At 42.4% G+C, this 16,354-nt stretch carries 15 protein-coding genes; all 15 read right to left on the reverse strand.

Annotated features, from left to right (window positions below; translation table 11 throughout):
- Positions 1 to 23: 23 nt before the first annotated feature.
- Positions 24 to 788, reverse strand: a complete 765-nt coding sequence (locus tag SD53_RS09515) for a cephalosporin hydroxylase family protein (protein ID WP_046520006.1) — start codon at positions 786 to 788, stop codon at positions 24 to 26.
- Positions 785 to 1,954, reverse strand: coding sequence for a class I SAM-dependent methyltransferase (locus SD53_RS09520; RefSeq protein ID WP_046520007.1), 1,170 nt, complete (start codon positions 1,952 to 1,954; stop codon positions 785 to 787). The genes SD53_RS09515 and SD53_RS09520 overlap by 4 nt, the downstream gene beginning before the upstream one ends.
- Complete coding sequence (locus tag SD53_RS09525; RefSeq protein WP_046520008.1) at positions 1,951 to 2,841, reverse strand: NAD-dependent epimerase/dehydratase family protein; 891 nt, start codon at positions 2,839 to 2,841, stop codon at positions 1,951 to 1,953. The genes SD53_RS09520 and SD53_RS09525 overlap by 4 nt, the downstream gene beginning before the upstream one ends.
- Entirely contained in the window at positions 2,838 to 4,061 is a 1,224-nt protein-coding gene (locus SD53_RS09530; RefSeq protein WP_046520009.1) for a class I SAM-dependent methyltransferase, read from the reverse strand. The genes SD53_RS09525 and SD53_RS09530 overlap by 4 nt, the downstream gene beginning before the upstream one ends.
- The gene (locus SD53_RS09535; protein ID WP_046520010.1) at positions 4,058 to 4,621 is read right to left on the reverse strand and encodes a dTDP-4-dehydrorhamnose 3,5-epimerase family protein; all 564 of its coding nucleotides are present in this window, start codon (positions 4,619 to 4,621) and stop codon (positions 4,058 to 4,060) included. Before SD53_RS09535 ends, SD53_RS09530 begins: the two co-directional genes overlap by 4 nt.
- Entirely contained in the window at positions 4,600 to 5,682 is a 1,083-nt protein-coding gene (gene rfbG, locus SD53_RS09540; protein ID WP_046520011.1) for a CDP-glucose 4,6-dehydratase, read from the reverse strand. Before rfbG ends, SD53_RS09535 begins: the two co-directional genes overlap by 22 nt.
- Entirely contained in the window at positions 5,679 to 6,452 is a 774-nt protein-coding gene (gene rfbF / locus SD53_RS09545) for a glucose-1-phosphate cytidylyltransferase (protein WP_046520012.1), read from the reverse strand. The genes rfbG and rfbF overlap by 4 nt, the downstream gene beginning before the upstream one ends.
- Before the next feature lie 111 nt (positions 6,453 to 6,563).
- A complete protein-coding gene (locus SD53_RS09550) occupies positions 6,564 to 8,414 on the reverse strand; it encodes a hypothetical protein (RefSeq protein WP_046520013.1) in 1,851 nt (616 codons plus the stop codon).
- On the reverse strand, positions 8,414 to 9,721 hold the full coding sequence (locus SD53_RS09555) for a glycosyltransferase family 2 protein (protein ID WP_046520014.1): 1,308 nt from the start codon (positions 9,719 to 9,721) through the stop codon (positions 8,414 to 8,416). Before SD53_RS09555 ends, SD53_RS09550 begins: the two co-directional genes overlap by 1 nt.
- A gap of 68 nt (positions 9,722 to 9,789) precedes the next feature.
- Positions 9,790 to 12,603 carry a motility associated factor glycosyltransferase family protein gene (locus SD53_RS09560; RefSeq protein ID WP_046520015.1) on the reverse strand — a complete coding sequence of 938 codons (2,814 nt, stop codon included), beginning with the start codon at positions 12,601 to 12,603 and terminating at the stop codon, positions 9,790 to 9,792.
- A gap of 17 nt (positions 12,604 to 12,620) precedes the next feature.
- Entirely contained in the window at positions 12,621 to 12,920 is a 300-nt protein-coding gene (locus SD53_RS09565) for a hypothetical protein (protein ID WP_046520016.1), read from the reverse strand.
- A complete protein-coding gene (fliS, locus tag SD53_RS09570; RefSeq protein WP_046520017.1) occupies positions 12,920 to 13,360 on the reverse strand; it encodes a flagellar export chaperone FliS in 441 nt (146 codons plus the stop codon). Before fliS ends, SD53_RS09565 begins: the two co-directional genes overlap by 1 nt.
- Before the next feature lie 12 nt (positions 13,361 to 13,372).
- On the reverse strand, positions 13,373 to 14,833 hold the full coding sequence (gene fliD / locus SD53_RS09575) for a flagellar filament capping protein FliD (protein WP_046520018.1): 1,461 nt from the start codon (positions 14,831 to 14,833) through the stop codon (positions 13,373 to 13,375).
- 14 nt (positions 14,834 to 14,847) lie between these two features.
- Complete coding sequence (locus SD53_RS09580; protein ID WP_046520019.1) at positions 14,848 to 15,252, reverse strand: flagellar protein FlaG; 405 nt, start codon at positions 15,250 to 15,252, stop codon at positions 14,848 to 14,850.
- A gap of 85 nt (positions 15,253 to 15,337) precedes the next feature.
- Complete coding sequence (locus tag SD53_RS09585) at positions 15,338 to 16,165, reverse strand: flagellin N-terminal helical domain-containing protein (RefSeq protein WP_046520020.1); 828 nt, start codon at positions 16,163 to 16,165, stop codon at positions 15,338 to 15,340.
- Positions 16,166 to 16,354 lie beyond the last annotated feature (189 nt).

Raw genomic sequence — 16,354 nt, forward strand, 5'->3', positions numbered from 1 at the left:
CTTTTGCTGCAACAGTACGTGCTCTATTGCCTCAACAACCAAGCGCCCGGCCAATGGGTAATGTTCTCAGCCAAATCACTTTCATTGAATGGCCAGACCGGCTGAGTCACCATGAACTGAGCATTTCTTGCAGCAAAATCGGCAGCAGCCCGGGTTGGATTATCTTTTATCCAATGCGGTTTACCGCGCGGCACATCAGTCAGGTCATACATAATTCCATCAGTTGCCACTATATATGAACCTTTACTTACCAACGAAGAGTATGCATCAAGCTCAGCGGTCACATGGTCATAGCTATGATCTGAATCCAATATAACCAAAACAAGATCGTCCGGTTTAATCAGGGATTTTACTTGAGAGACGATTTCTGGATCCGTAGAACTGCCCTCAAGCAAAGTGATACGGTGATTTAATGGATGTTCCTCAATTGCATGACGATTATGCGGTCTGATCTCGATGTCCACTCCAATAACTTTGCCTTTGCCTATAGCCTGCATAAGGCTGGCATAGAAAACAAGGGACCCGCCGTGTGCAACTCCAGTCTCTACAATCACGTCAGGCTTTAACTTGTAAATCACCTCCTGCATTCTGATCATATCCTCAGGTAATTGAATCACAGGACGACCAAACCAACTGAAACTGTATTGATACTTTTGGTCCCACCCTATTCTGACCCATTGTCTGGAGATAACCTCAAAAGCTTCGCGTGAATAAAGGGGTAATACAGCAGTACCACGTTCATCTGTTGTAGTTAAAGTAGCTTCGTCTGTATCTAAAATTAATTTCATGACGCACTCCATTCGTGCAAATTTATAGTGACTTGTAATTCTATGAGCAGCTGTTCGATTTCGGCTCTGTAATTTGGATTCATAAGCACAGCATTTCGTAGACCCAAAGTCTTCAGGCTGGCTGGAGAAATGATTGGATGACCACTTCCGGGAAGAAATTTGCCTTGCTTATTCGGGTTGACGTCGATAACAGCACTAATAGTTTGGACATTTGGGTCCAATAAATAAGCCAAAGTTGCACCTTTTGCTCCAGCCCCCCATAAGGCCACTCCTCCATTTTGACTCAAACGTGCAACAAGCTCTGCTAAGTTGTTCAACAATGCTGTCTCATCCTGTTTATAGCGCTGCGCTAAGTCTAACGTCAAAGCAGGAAAAAAATGCGGTTTAACATCTTGAGCAGGCACCGCTGTCAGCCAGAGATATTGGCCTTCGAATATATGGCGCACGTCTGTGACCTGAAAACCTGCCAGCTCAAAAGCAGTTGAAAGCGACTCTTTACTAAATAATGAACAATGCTCATAAAAAAAATCCCATACGACCTTATTTTTCAGAATCCAATTCACACAAGGCGTTTCAAAAAAAATTTTCGCATGAGGTCGGTTAGTAATAGCAGCGCGAACGCTGTGCAACAACTCCAAAGGCGAAGGAACATGCTCAATGACATGACGACAAATCACTACATCTGCAGCGACTTCAGCACAACTTGCATCATAAAATTGCCTGACAAACTTTAACTTTCCATCGAACAACTCTACCTCACCAACATAACTCGGATCAAAACCTATTCCTTTGTTATTCGCACCAGGGTAGCTAATCAATTTTTTGAGGAATACCCCTTTACCACACCCCACTTCAACCACTGTGCAGTTACGTACCCCCTGATTTTCCACCAAATCAGAAACAAGCTCGTCCATGTAACGCTCAAACATCGGCGAATGACTTTGGGTGTTATCATAATTATCGCCATAAGAAAGGGCAGATAAATCGAAGGCTCTATTGAATAAAAATCCACAAGAAGCACACAAGCTAAAATCAAGGTCTCCTTTATGACAAGCTTTGGCCTGCTGAACTGATGTCATGACAAGATTCTGATGCACAGGTATTTGATCCCGATGAACAAAACCTTTTAAATCATTAGATAAACATACTGGACAAAGAGTACTCATAAAACTTTGGATTCCGTAATGATGGAGCTAAGGCCTGCCAACAAACTTAGCTCAGGACGCCAACCCAGCTTTGATAATTTAGAATTGTCTCCTACCAACAAGGAGGAAGCCGAAGTTTCAGACTTTCCTAATGCGAGTAAAGCGGAAGCATCCTCGCAGAGCAGTTCTGCCATGAGCTTAATCAATGCAGAGATTGACGTTCCTTGCCCGGAACTCAGGTTATAAACATCGTGTTCGCCTGTCTGCAGTAAAACCCACAAAGCCTGAGCGATATCTTTTACATGAATAAAATCACGCGTGCTTTTCAGGTCTGTGGCAAAAGGAGGACGCTTACCAGAAAGAGCATCCAATACGGAAGGCACGATACGGCCTGGAGCCTCGCCCGGGCCATAAGGTAAAAAAATTCGTGCCCAACTGCATCTTAGCTGATGTATGCCGCCAAACGACATCACCAGACGTCTTGTAGCATCTTTAGATACACCATAAAGAGTGTGAGGTGCCCCATAGTCCTGATGCTCTACTAACATCTCGTCGCTACAGCCATATTCGGCACAAGAGCCAGCGAAAACTGCAGCAACACCACCCGCGTGCCAAAAAAGCGTTGTTAATCGGCAAGTTGCTGCGACCCAATCTAAATTATCCGAAGCATGCCAGAACTTTCCATGCTCAACATTCCATGCCAGATGAACCAGATGCGAGCAACTCGCTTGTATAACTTTGTCTTTAAGATCACTATCATTTAATAAGTCACAATAGATAAAACTTACATTAGGCAAAAGAGCTGGAGAGTGGCGCCCAAGAATAACAACCTCAATTCCATGACTGTTTAACAGACTCAAAAAAGCCTGGCCAATAAATCCGGTTGCGCCCGTCAGCAAAACTCTCATAGATAAGTTAACTCTGGAATAGCAACAATCAATTCTGTCGTGTTACTTAAAACTGGTCTTAACTGAGTTTTGATTTCTGTTGATAAATTCCATGGAAGTACTAATACCACATCTGGTTCATAGGCTGGTAAGTGGTCTGGATGCTTAATAGGAATATGGCTGCCCGGTAAAAACTTATCCTGTTTCGATGATGCAGCATCAAAGACAACTGGTAAAAGCTCAATACCTACACCAGCATAATTTAGTAAAGTATTCCCCTTAGCTGCCGCACCATAAGCAACAACTCGCCGCCCGGCATTTTTCTGTTTTTGTAAAAAAATCTTTAGTGAATCAGTAACTTGATCCACACACCTTTGAAAATCGCTATAGACTTCAGCAGTAGCTAAGCCAAAATCAATTTCTTGTTGCAGAGTAGATTCAACACTGCTCTCTATAGCTTTCGGGCAATCTTCCCGACAAGCCCAAACCCTTAAGCTACCGCCATGTGTGCTGAGCCGTTCTACTTTGTAAACCTTTAGCCCTGAGTGCAGTAAAATTTTTTGAACCGCCAGCAAAGACAGATAGGAATAGTGCTCATGATAGATAGTGTCGAACTGATGTTCATTCAGTAAATTCAATAGATGTGGAAACTCAAAAGAGCAGACACCCTGCTCAGCTAGCACAAGAGCTATACCAGCTACAAAATCGTTAATATCAGGCACATGTGCAAGCACATTATTAGCGATAACTAAATCCGCTTTGGGATAGCTAGTCGCAAGTTTTGCAGCAAGAGCCTTGCCAAAGAATTCGGAGATGATAGTAAGTCCCAAAGAACGTGCAGCATCAGCTGTCGCTTTCGTCGGCTCGATACCAATGTTGGGAATACCGCTCTGTTGAAAATTCCGCAGTAAATAGCCGTCATTCGCAGCTAACTCCATAACAAAACTTGAGGAGTTTAACTGCAAATCATCAATAGTTTTTTGTACATAGGAGGCGGCATGCAATAACCAACTACTGGATGTAGATGAAAAGTACGCGTAATTAGCAGTAAACAGTTCGTCCGCTTTGGCAAAATCTTCAGTTTGAACCAACCAACAATGCTGACAAACCAAAACTTTAAGTGGGTACTTCTTTTCTTTCGGAAACTCTTCTGTGCTAGACAAATAAGCGTTCGAGGGAGGCATACTGCCCAAATCGACCAGAGACAAATCTAAGCTGTGATGGCAATGCCGGCATTTCATACATAGATCCCGTTAAAATCTGGAGCCAATGAGACAAAACTGGCATCCCGTTCAGATAGTGTTGATATCGGCATTGGTAACTGGATCTTGAGACATGGATCGTCAATACGGCAACCGCCCTCAAAACCGGGTTGGTAATCAGAAGTGTGCAGATAGAGCAACTGGCTATTATCAACCAGCGCCTGAAAACCGTGCGCACAACCAGGTGGAATGAGCAACATTAGATCATCATACTCTCTCAGCCTGATACCAAGGTGTTGCAAAAAAGTCGTAGACCCAGCGCGTAAATCCACAACAAAATCCATCACTTCTCCACGGATACAACGAACCAATTTATACTCAGCGGCAGGTGGATACTGAAAGTGTAAACCTCGCACTACTCCTGCGTTGGTATTTACCGAATGATTGATTTGTCTTATTGCTTTTCCAAGCAGCAACTGATCCAGTTCCTGCTGACAAAACCATCTAGCAAAGGATCCGCGTTTATCTTGCCCACGAAGGGAGCGAACCTCGAATACTCCCTGGATAGATGTTTGGTTTAGTTGTAATTGAGTGCCCATGACAGACCTTGTTGTTTTGCGTCCTGACAGTATGACACCAACTGCTGTAAGCTAATCACTTGTTTTTGCTGATAATACTGCTGATACCACAGTGCAGTTTGTTCTGCCGTTTTGTGAAAATCCCAAACAGATTTCCACCCCAGTTTCTCATTCGCTTTTCGACTGTCCAAAGTAAGTAATTGCGCTTCTTGTACCGGCGTTGAAAAATCTTGTTGCCAGGTTAACTCAGGCCAGAATTTTTTCATTTCGAAGAGGACAGTAGCCACATTCTGCGTAGCTTCCGGAGAGGGCCCAAAGTTCCAGGCAGTGGCACAGGAATCTTTACCCTGCAACAATTCTGCAGCAATACATAGATAACCAGATAATGAATCTAAAACATGTTGCCAAGGCCTTACAGCAGATGGATATCGGACTATTAAGGGAGAACCTTGCTGGCAGGCTCGGATCACGTCTGGAATCAGTCTGTCCTGAGCCCAGTCTCCACCTCCAATGACATTACCAGCTCTTGCACTGGCCAGTAAAATATCTTGTTGTTGTAAAAAACTTCGCTGATAACTCTGAACAACCAACTCACAGGCAGCCTTAGAAGCGCTGTAAGGGTCATGTCCGCCCAAAGGATCTGTCTCAACATAGCCAACACTTTGTCCTACGTTTTCATATACTTTGTCAGTTGTGATCACCACCACCGCGCGAACAGAAGAAGTATGACGGCAAGCCTCTAATAAATTTACAGTCCCCATTACATTGGTTTGCCATGTATTAACTGGCTGCTGATATGACAAACGAACTAAGGGCTGAGCGGCAAGGTGAAAAACCAACTCTGGAGAGAAATCAGCTACTTTTTGTTGCAACAGATCTTTATTCGATATATCCAGCATTGAGCTTTCACAATCAATAGAACTCAACTTAAAATGTGAGGGGTGGGTATTAGCTGGTAAAGAGATACCATAAACAGCGGCACCTAGCTGCTTTAACCAAAGCGCCAACCAACTGCCTTTAAAACCTGTATGCCCTGTCAGAAGGATTTTTTTACCTGCAAAGGTTTGCCCAAACAACCTCATGACCATAACTTCCAGGGTGCTTCATTGTTTTTCCATAAAACATCAAGCTGATTTTTGTCGCGTAAGGTGTCCATTGCTTGCCAAAAACCAGAGTGCTGATATGCATTTAATTGACCTTGCTCCGCAAGTTGCATTAAGGGCGTTGCTTCAAATGCGTCTTCGTCAGAATGTAAGTAATTAAAAATCTGAGGCTCGAGTACAAAAAATCCACCATTAATCCACGCACCATCTCCGGCCGGTTTTTCCTGAAAACGTTGCACTGCATTACCCTGGATATCTAAAGCACCATAACGACCTGGTGGTTGAATCGCGGTTACAGTAGCTATTTTTCCGGCTTGTTTATGAGCGTTCAGCGTTTTTCTTATATCAATATCAGAAACGCCATCACCATAGGTAAAACAAAACGTATCGTTACCAACATAGTCTTTGACTCGACGTAAACGCCCTCCCGTCATACTATTTTCTCCGGTATCTACTAATGTAACTCGCCACGGCTCAACGTGTTTTTCGTGAACCTCCATCGTATTAGAGGCCATATCAAAAGTGACATCAGACATGTGGAGAAAATAATTCGCAAAATACTCTTTGATGATATATCCCTTGTAACCCAGACAAATCACAAAATCGTTAATCCCATGAGCAGAATAAATTTTCATGATGTGCCATAAAATTGGTTTACCACCAATTTCAATCATAGGTTTAGGCCGTAAATGTGATTCTTCGCTGATCCGAGTGCCCAGTCCACCAGCCAATATTACTGCTTTCGTCATCAAGCCTCCGCTGCTATACCCACACGCTAAAAGTGTAGCCTAACATCATCAATTTATTGAATTAAATAAGAATAAAATAGCGCCTTATATGTCCTACTGAAAATAAAAATTCTAATGCAACACATAAACCGCATTTTTTATACCAAGTTGGCGTCTAAGGTGATAGTCGATCTCCTCGGCATAAGCTCTTGAGCAAATAAGAATTGGCGCATTGTATGTCAGCAATTTTTCGGGTGGTTCAATGTTATATTCAAGAATTTTTCTGCCATGAAATTTTAAATTTGAGTCAACAATACAAAGAACATCAAATCGCTCTATAAAGGATAAGTTTGTGAGTAATGTTTTAGTTAACTCGCCGGCACCATAAATCAGTACGGGCCCATCATTTAATTGTTTTGACAAATCTCTTTGCGCTATGAACACAGGAACACTTGTAGACAATACTGGAGTACAATCAACTTCAGTCAATTGCAATAAATAGTGAAAAAGTGATTCTTCAGAAGAATATTTAGCGACCTTATTGGTTAAATAAAAACGACAATCAGCAGGCAGACTGAAAAACCACTTCTCCAATCCTGTCAAAACGCTCTTCTCCAGATCGTCTGTACGTTTATTCGATATCAAATGGAGTATCTGCTCCCAATACATCTCACTCAGCTGTCTATTAGAATAAATTGGAGTCCGTCCTAACGATTCTAATGCAGCGAGAAAAAACTCAGGGCAATCTGGAAATATTTTCAAAGCACGTAATGCGGTTTTATGAAAAGGCGACACACCAGCCATATGATATTGAATAACAGTGTGAGTATCGGCAGAATATTGATTATACAATTCAAAATACTGCCACTGTGGATGTCTTTTATTATCCAGAATATAATGTAACTGAGACACTAAGTAGTCCACTGAGCTGCCTGAGTTGAATACGTTATTATTCACAGTTACCTGCGCTTTTTCTGCTAATAACGATGATAACGCAGGTATCAGTTGCTCGATGGATTCTACCCTTACCTGTGCAGTGTTGGATTGAGAGCAAGGATCAAAAACCAGCATAGGCCTCTTGCTCGCTTGCACAAATAAATGTTCCGAATAATCTCTGTGGCATAACATCACTGCCCCCTTCACATAATCAGATATATAAGAAGGAGCACAGCTATATGTAAAATTCGGAAAATCAGAAAATTGTTTGAGTAATTGTTGAATAAATGGATGCTCCTGGTCTTCAGGAAAGGGTCTAAAGATAATGCTTCTGTCAGGAAAACTCCTTAACAATAACTCTAAGACAGGAGCTATGTAGCTAACGACTGACGGATTTTCAATCTTTAGATTGGACAGGTGATAAATAATAGCTTCCGGATAAGGATGTTCCTGACAAGCTTGAAAAAAACGATCATATTTAGGCATACCAAAAGGAATAGCACAACAAAAAGGCATAGAATGACAGCTCAAATCAGAGGTAACTAACCCAATATAAGCGTCATCAAAGACCGGAGTATATGAAACCGGACATAAAATGTAATCAAACTCCATTAAACCACCGTAATGCACCAATGTTTTCTTTAAAGAAATATCAGTACCGTGAGGACTTCCAATTTTTATAATATCCTTCGGATAAGTCTCATCATCCGCAAAATTTGTCTCCTGCAAAAAGACTATATTTAACCAGGACAAACTGCCAAAGTCCTCAGTAGAGAGATAAAGAAGTGGGAGATTTAGATCCCTCAGTAGTTGTTGCTGCTTTAAAGAAAACACATCGTTGGTATTAACAAGTCCGATACAGGACAGATGAGAATACCGGGAAAACTGTTCAAACTGATCAGTCATTTGGCTCAAAACTGCGCTAGGAAGCAAACGAAAACCAAGCTTTACTTTACCTTCATTAAGCGACAACCATTCAGACAAAGATACAGCTGTCTCACTATTATGCGCACCAATAGTGACTGACAATTGTTCAGTAGTTGACATCATACTCCTGAGCCAATTTTTTCAGTTGAGCCTTCTAGTAGCCTAGTACTGGCTAAATTATAGTGATAAAAGTATTGAACGGCTTCTGGAATTCCCTCTCCTTTTTGCAATACATTTTTTCTCGGAGGTGCGGTTTTCTCTAACCAGTGATATCGAGCGAGGGCCTCTGGGGTCATGTCCACAGGCATGCTTTGGAGCTTATCTAATCCCGAATGATAGATTTCATAAGGACAAGGCCCTGCATTTTTTAGCATTTCAAGATTTCTATCAATCACTAATTGCTCATGTGCAGAAAATCCAAACTTTTGAGTCATCAGTGCTTTTTCTAATTGGATCTTATCAAAGCGGCCGAAGTCTTTAACCTCATCAAAGTCTGCCAGCATCCAGCTTAAGAGATTCACTTTATCAATTTCAGTTGTCACTAAATGACCGTATCTGGCTTTGCGTTTTATTTGCTCATAATCATAAGCAATAAAACTATTGTGCCCAACCCAACATTCTTCGAACAAAGTATGCCTGGAAAATATATCTGCATCTTCACCATAACTTGCAAAATAACTCTCCATCTGAGCCAAAGAAATTTTTGTAGCATCTCCATTTGATATATTATCGGCGAAAACGACCATCATTAGGCTCTGACCAGCATCAATAGCAGTAGATGACTCATTCAGAATAGCGGCCATAGAACTAAAGTCTGGAATATAAGGAGAAAATACTCTACCAAAATGTGAACGAACTCTCTCTAAAACTTCGTTACGCACACAGCCTGAATATATTTTCCCATAACTATTTTTGTGTCTAAGTGGCCGATAAAAAGATGGAGTCGCAAAACTAAAACGTCGTTTTAATTCCAACATTGGATCATAAAAACTTGGAGGTAAAGGTTTCATCAAAGGATGATAATGGCCATTATCAAAATCACCTTCTGTAACCTCATAACGTTCAAACTGCCAAGTAAGTAAATCTGGTTCATTCTGAGCAATGATCTTTTCCAAGACCGACAATGAGTCAGGTCGAAACATAAACTTTTCACTCACAATAGTGACATATGTCCCTGTAGCAAAAGATAAAGCATATTCCCAATGATCTGACATATTCATATCGTGTGGCGGGCGAATATACTTGAATCGTGGGTCGATGGCATAAGCTGAAAACTCATAATCACAGAGTTCGGTGCTGCCATTGTCCGAGAGAATAACCTCAAAACTATCAAAGTCTTGTTGTGCAATACAAGCAAGGCAATGCCGCACCAATAAGGCTCTGTTTCGGGTTGGAATAACCAACGAGAACAATGGTTTCTTGTCCATAAATTTCCGTAATCTGTTGTTTTGATTTTACTATGAATCAAAAATGTACGATTTTGCTCACTATGTAATTAAGAAAACAAATAACTAACGCTAATTCCATCGCATTTAGTCGGATTTTCCAAATATTCTTGCTCACCAAGTTTCAAATATTCACGCCAAATCAGCATAACTTGATTGAAAGTCGTAACGAACTCATCACCATCGTCTCTGATATTGGCAGCAATTTTTGTCAAAATCCCTGAGATATAATTGGAGCTGCCGTGAAATAGACAAAACGTAATGTTTTTATCATCTACAGCAGTTTTTCTCATCAATAACCATTGATTTTTTATGAGCTCTTTTGCTTGTTCTGCAGTTTCTACGTCATATTCAATCAGGGCCTGCCATTCTTTCATGGTGCTTCTGAATTTATCGACAGAGAACTGTTGATAAATTTTATCTGCATACTCACACAATGCAGGGTAATACACTTGATTAATAAAGTTCTGTAATGTTAATTCCTTATCCGGCACAAATGTAGTTAACAAAATATTTTCTGGTTTTAACGAGACAGTTCCTTTGATCTTTACACCATCACTGCAATTGTATACTTCAAGTTTGCGACCTGCTTTTTGTATCGCCTGCTCTAACAATTTTCTTGATACATCAAATTCAGCTTTAGTGTATACAAGGGGTCGGAAATTACCGGGGGCAGGCACTCCGCCACCATGTTTCCATTGATAGTTATACACCTCTGAACCATCAGGCTTGAAATAAGCAGAGTGAGATGAGTGGTGTTTGGTAATATCAATAAAACCTAAATCGACACCAAACAAATATATCTGTGTTAAACCAAGCTTTATAATGTAATTCATAACCAAATTGGTTACTGTGGGATAGGCATAAGCTAAAGAGGCAATCTGAAAGCCATGTTTTTTCAGACCATTGTGAAAGACATAAGTAGATGCTTCACCATCCTTAAAACACAATAAGGTCTGTTTGAATAAGGATGCTGTATCAGGATGTATTCCGTTCACACTTAATAGGCGAATGTGGTTCAGATACTCTTTATCTTCAATTTGAGTGATCCAATCATAAGTAGCTCTGTTTTGTTCTATCTCAGCATGAAAATCAGGCTGAATACCATTTTTATACAATGAACGTAATGCTGTGCCGCAGCTGACGACTATTACTTGCTCTCGATGTTCTCTAATATAATCAAAACAACTATCTAGACTTGGCCCATTACCTACTACAAATACAGGAATACTCTGAGCATTATGATACTTTTGCTCTGCCAAATTTTGTCGCAAAAATAGCTGCCCCCGCTTCACACTCTCATAAGTATGAGCTATGCCGTATCTTGCATGGTCATAGTACTCACCCAATGCAAGAACCACTTTTAGTTCAGCACGCAAGTCAGCAATAGCTTTTTGCATCCCGACATTAAAGTACGTACTCAGCATATAAGTATCGGCTATAGAGTAGGCTCCAACCTGATAAAACTGAGCCATCAAATCATAAAAATAATGGCTACCATCACCGCCTAAGTTGAGATAGATTCGCCCCTCTTTTTCATCTGCGGCATGAAAAATAGCTGCCCAATCGGTTACCCATATACTTGCATAGAAAAAATCTAAGTTTGGTTCACAAATGAATAAATTTTTGATGTTATGCCGCAGAGATAATAATTCGAGATGTTTCCCTAGTCCGATACCAAAAATGATTAATGACTGGACATCAGAAGGAAGCTTGCTGTTGTCGTGTAGTGTTTTACTGATGAGAGGTTGAAGCCTATCAACCATTTTAAAATGAAGGAAGTCTTTGAGTTTACGTCCTGTTCTCTGACTTAACACCACATCATCCTTAAAGGGATGATTGACAAAATAGTCCACCAGTTCCGCCGATTCAGCAGCCAGATCCTGATGAAATAACGCATTACGCTTCTGATGGTAAAGATTAGGATTGCCTTGAGGATCAGTGACTAGTTGCCAAGCCCGGGTCTTGTGCTCCAGCATGGCTTTATGCACTTTCGGATAAAACTTTTGTAGTGCATCCATATTGGCGTTATACAAAGCCTGCGCCTGCTCTGTTTTGTAATCCTGAGGTTGGTAATCGCCTAATAAATTACCGGCACGTTCGGAGACATAATCCGCATAATCTTTGTATTCAGTGAATTGATGGCCGGTGTTAGTCAGTGCTTCTTTGTCACCTGAATGCTGCAGCAGGTAACGAATGACATCGTCCATCATCGGATGAAATTGATGACGGTACACAAAGATTTTGTCGAGTGTTTGATCAAACTCCAGTAACTCCGCTAATTCAGCAGGTACAGCAGTGGCATCTGAGCCTATTTGCAAAAAGATATGGGTGCCCATGCTGGTGGCCGTATCAAGCAACTGCTGCCAGTTATTGGCCTGAGCCGAACAGAGCAAGATGTCTACGTTAGGTTCATACACCACCAGATAGCGAATATGGCTATTCATCACTAGCTCGTTCAGGTGATAACCTAAACCCAAACCAAATACCAGCAGCACATCTACTTTGGCTGGCAACGCCTGATGGCGCCAGGTTAAGTCGTCTTTGTGCCCTTGCAAACTAAAATAAGCCGCATGCGAATAGTAATGCTGCACTTCGGCCATGACTTCTTGTTTTGCATTGCTCTGATAAAACACCCGGCCTGTTGCAAAATCGACGATATTCAGCTCAGCATCTTTAGTACAAAACAGGGAATACTGCTGTACTTCATGGTCGTTAATGATGCCAACTAAACTGGGGATATGCTGCCGGAAGGCGTCAATATTCTGGCGTATGTTTCGGCCAATAGTCACCGAAACTTGTTTTTCAAGAGCTTCTTGCTGGTCGTTATTATCGAGGATTTGATAGTTAATGTATTTCAGCATAAAGGCCCGGCACCTGCTTAGTTGTTGTCTCCGTAGCTTTGATGTGCCTTTTTGCCTTTGCGTAATTGCAACATCCTGGCAGCTACGACACTTCTTTCTGAAGTGACTTGTTCAGTGATAAGACTAACCCACTGCAAGTTATCTGCCAATATACTTTGTAAATCAGGTGTTTGTTGCGGGTTTTCGCAGAGTTGACGCAAGAGTTGATCAAACTCTTGCCAATAGAGAGTAAAGTGTTCGGTAGAGTATTCATCCTGCGCCAGCAATTGAGTGATCTGCTGGCGCTTGTCTTTCAACTGGCTGACAAGATGGGTCATTAAGCGGATGCCAAAGCAGATTGGCCCTGACGTTCAGCCAACATCTGGAAGCCTTTTTGTCGCTCTTCCACTGGAATAGCATCCCAGCCCGATTTAATTTTGATCATAATTTCAATCACATCGTCGACTTTCGCCGGGTTACTTTCCCGACTAGCCTGCATCAGATGATTGACCATAAAATCGTACAAGGACCAGAGATTTTGTGACACCTCGCCGCCTACATCCATATCCAGCGAATGTTGTAAGGCGGAAATGATGCTCATGGCTTTGGACACCGTACGGGATTTCTCAGCAAAATCCTTACGCTCCATCGCACCTTTGGCCTTCGCCATGTTCTCTAACGAGCCCTGCATCAGCAACTGAATAACGCGATGCGGGTCCGCTACTGCTAAATCGTCTTTGATACCTACTGATTTATAGGCCTTAATACCGTAACTCATGGCAAGCTCCTGTTAACTACCGAATTTAGGCAAGTTTGCCAACTGCTGCACCAGATAGCTGGATGTACTTTGTAACTGACCTAAAGTCGAATCCAAAGCTCCGTAGCGCTGACGCAGTGTTTCTTCGTAGCTCACTATATATCGTTCAAAAGCTTCACGATCTTTAGTATTTTTTTTCAATTGGTCTTTCAGTGAGGTTTCTTTGTTCACTAATAAACCATCACGGTCGGTAAATTGGGAAATGATTTTGTCCATTTCCTTGGTGATGCCGCCTGTACCGCCAAACAAATCAGCAATCTTGTCGTAGTTATTTTCCAGCGCCTCATCAAAACGCTCGCGGCCAGAATCGGCACCGTATAAACGGGTGCTGGAGATCTCCATTTTGCCCTGGTCGTTAAAGGTAATACCCAAGGCATATAAATTATTCAGCTCGGCACCGCCAGATGAAAAGGCGCTGCCCAAAGTTTTAGTCACCTGGCTCATAATACTGCGCACCATAGGGTCGCTACTCAAAGCTCCACCTTCTGAGAGCACGGTTTTCCCATCTTCACCTAAAGTACGGTTTTTAGTTAAGGTGTTTACTTCAGTCAACAAGCTGTTATAAGCGTCCATAAAGGCTTTAATTTTCTCTTCAGCCGCTTTTTTATCTGTCTCAATAGTTAAGGTGGCATTATTGCCATCAGGAGTCACGGCTGAAACTGTCAGCTCAGTATCCTGTATCGCATTTTTAAAGGTGTTGTTTTTGCTAAATACGCTGATGCCGTCGATCACGACTTCGGCGTCACCGGCCTCTACAGCCACATCAAGACCACCGGACACAGGATCAGTGCTGCCAAAAGCCTGAGTCGTCAGGCTATCCAGTGCGGCATTATCACCTGTGATTTTAAGTTCATTGCCATCACCAGTCACAGAAGAGGTCAGTACCAGCTTGGTCCCAACTCCGGAGCCTGCATTAATGATATTGGCGCTGACACCAAAATTACCACTGGCATTGTTTACCGCTTTACGGAACTCATCCAGCGTCATATTGGCTTTGACATTGACATCAAAAGTTTTACCGTCTGCTTCGAACGTCAGCTTACCCGCTGTGGTGCTAACCACCGCAGAGGAGCTGCTGTACGCATTATTTGCACTTTCAATCCGGCTGCCTGTCGCCAAAGACTTTACCTTGATGTCAAAATTACCCGGCGCTGCTGTGCTGCTGGATGTTGCTTCCAGATAAGTTTTTGTATCTGTGGGTTGTTTGATACTGGTGGTTCGGGCACGTAGTTTATCGTCGCCCAGAGCCGTTAATGTATCTTTAAATTTAGTTAACGCTGATTTGAGTTTGCCAAAACCAGAAAGAGATGAATCCAGCTCCTTTTTCGTGCTGTCCAAACGAGCGACTTTTGTGTTTCGCTCCACAGTAACTAACTGTGTCACCAGACTTTCAAGATCAAGTCCGGATGCTGCACCTAACGACCGGATCGCCATGATTCATCCTCTCTTTATATCGTTTTATCAAACATCAAACCTGTCGCCGATCCCAGGTCTTCCTGTAATTTCTTAATTGCTCTGGCCATGGTTAGTACTTCTTCAGACGGGATCTGCCGAATCACTTCTTTGGTCTCAAAATCAATCACTTTCACTACAGGTTTACCGGACTCTTCATCGACCGAAAAATTTAAAGTGCGCCCCTGAGAATTAACAAATTGATTGATATTCTCTACCGCTTCACCCAATTCCTCCGCAGTCACAGTTTGCGCAGCTTGTTGTTGCCCGGCACTGTTTTTAGAAGCTGGTAAAAGCGCCTCGGGCGCGGCTTTTTTATCGTTCAGCTCAACTGCGACGTTAGCAGCAGCTTGGGGGGCTGTTGGCTGATAACCAAAATTACCCGTAATTACTGAACTCATTTGCATCTACCTCTGTATCGGCAAAACTGGCGAAGACTTTAATTCAGGTCTTCGCCCCATTCACTCTTTACCCCAAAGGCTGGTATTAACCTAATAAGGATAGTGCAGTTTGAGGTCTGGTGTTAGCCTGCGACAGGATAGTAGTACTGGCCTGCTGCAATATCTGTGCCCGTGTCAGTTCAGCCGTTTCTTTAGCAAAATCGGTATCGCGGATCTGGCTGCGAGCAGCAGATACGTTTTCAACGATGTTGCTTAAGTTACGGATTGTAGATTGGAAGCGGTTTTGCAACGCACCCAAATCAGCACGTGCTGAGTCAATAGTTTTGATAGCACTGTCGATACTGGCTAGAGCCGCAGATGCACCACCCACAGAAGAAACAGATAACTTACTCAGGCCTAAACCTGAAGTACCGTAACCACCACCTGTACGGGACAAGTTAATGCTGATGGTTTGACCAGCGTTAGCACCGACCAGGAATTTCGCAGAGAAGTTACCTTTCAGTAAGTCGATGTTACCAAACTGGGTGTTCTGAGCGATACGGCTGATTTCAGTTTTTAACGCTGAAACTTCTTTCTGCAAAGCAAGACGGTCAGCAGAGCCGTTGATACCGTTTTGTGATTGTACCGCTAATACACGGATACGTTGTAATGAAGTTGTAATTTCATCCATAGCACCTTCAGCGACCTGAGCCACGGAGATGCCGTCGTTCGCGTTACTGATAGCCTGATTCAAACCATTGATCTGGCTGGTTAAACGGTTACTGATTTGCAAACCAGCCGCATCGTCAGCAGCGCTGTTGATACGGAAACCAGAAGATAAACGTTTGAAAGACGTATCTAAAGCACTGCCTGATGTTAATAACTGACGTTGTGCGTTTAACGCGGATACGTTGGTGTTTACTGCTAAAGCCATAAGTCACTCCTTAAAGCTGCGACGGGTCTGCAAACCCTGGCACAACCTTTATTGTTAAGCGGAACCCCGCAATTCTCGCCAAACTGCAATTTGGCTTAACTAGCTATCGGCAAGCAACTTCAGGACTTTAGGAAAAAAAGGCAATTTTTTTCCATCAGGCGGCAATTAATTTCACTTTTCCTTATTTTT

This window comes from Rheinheimera mesophila, assembly GCF_000986865.1.
In the GTDB taxonomy this organism is placed as follows: domain Bacteria; phylum Pseudomonadota; class Gammaproteobacteria; order Enterobacterales; family Alteromonadaceae; genus Pararheinheimera; species Pararheinheimera mesophila.

Excerpts from the sequence above, each read along its gene's own strand:
- SD53_RS09515 (WP_046520006.1), bottom strand. The coding sequence starts at position 788 with ATGAAATTAATTTTAGATACAGACGAAGCTACTTTAACTACAACAGAT.
- SD53_RS09520 (WP_046520007.1), bottom strand. The coding sequence starts at position 1,954 with ATGAGTACTCTTTGTCCAGTATGTTTATCTAATGATTTAAAAGGTTTT.
- SD53_RS09525 (WP_046520008.1), bottom strand. The coding sequence starts at position 2,841 with ATGAGAGTTTTGCTGACGGGCGCAACCGGATTTATTGGCCAGGCTTTT.
- SD53_RS09530 (WP_046520009.1), bottom strand. The coding sequence starts at position 4,061 with ATGAAATGCCGGCATTGCCATCACAGCTTAGATTTGTCTCTGGTCGAT.
- SD53_RS09535 (WP_046520010.1), bottom strand. The coding sequence starts at position 4,621 with ATGGGCACTCAATTACAACTAAACCAAACATCTATCCAGGGAGTATTC.
- rfbG (WP_046520011.1), bottom strand. The coding sequence starts at position 5,682 with ATGAGGTTGTTTGGGCAAACCTTTGCAGGTAAAAAAATCCTTCTGACA.
- rfbF (WP_046520012.1), bottom strand. The coding sequence starts at position 6,452 with ATGACGAAAGCAGTAATATTGGCTGGTGGACTGGGCACTCGGATCAGC.
- SD53_RS09550 (WP_046520013.1), bottom strand. The coding sequence starts at position 8,414 with ATGTCAACTACTGAACAATTGTCAGTCACTATTGGTGCGCATAATAGT.
- SD53_RS09555 (WP_046520014.1), bottom strand. The coding sequence starts at position 9,721 with ATGGACAAGAAACCATTGTTCTCGTTGGTTATTCCAACCCGAAACAGA.
- SD53_RS09560 (WP_046520015.1), bottom strand. The coding sequence starts at position 12,603 with ATGCTGAAATACATTAACTATCAAATCCTCGATAATAACGACCAGCAA.
- SD53_RS09565 (WP_046520016.1), bottom strand. The coding sequence starts at position 12,920 with ATGACCCATCTTGTCAGCCAGTTGAAAGACAAGCGCCAGCAGATCACT.
- fliS (WP_046520017.1), bottom strand. The coding sequence starts at position 13,360 with ATGAGTTACGGTATTAAGGCCTATAAATCAGTAGGTATCAAAGACGAT.
- fliD (WP_046520018.1), bottom strand. The coding sequence starts at position 14,833 with ATGGCGATCCGGTCGTTAGGTGCAGCATCCGGACTTGATCTTGAAAGT.
- SD53_RS09580 (WP_046520019.1), bottom strand. The coding sequence starts at position 15,252 with ATGAGTTCAGTAATTACGGGTAATTTTGGTTATCAGCCAACAGCCCCC.
- SD53_RS09585 (WP_046520020.1), bottom strand. The coding sequence starts at position 16,165 with ATGGCTTTAGCAGTAAACACCAACGTATCCGCGTTAAACGCACAACGT.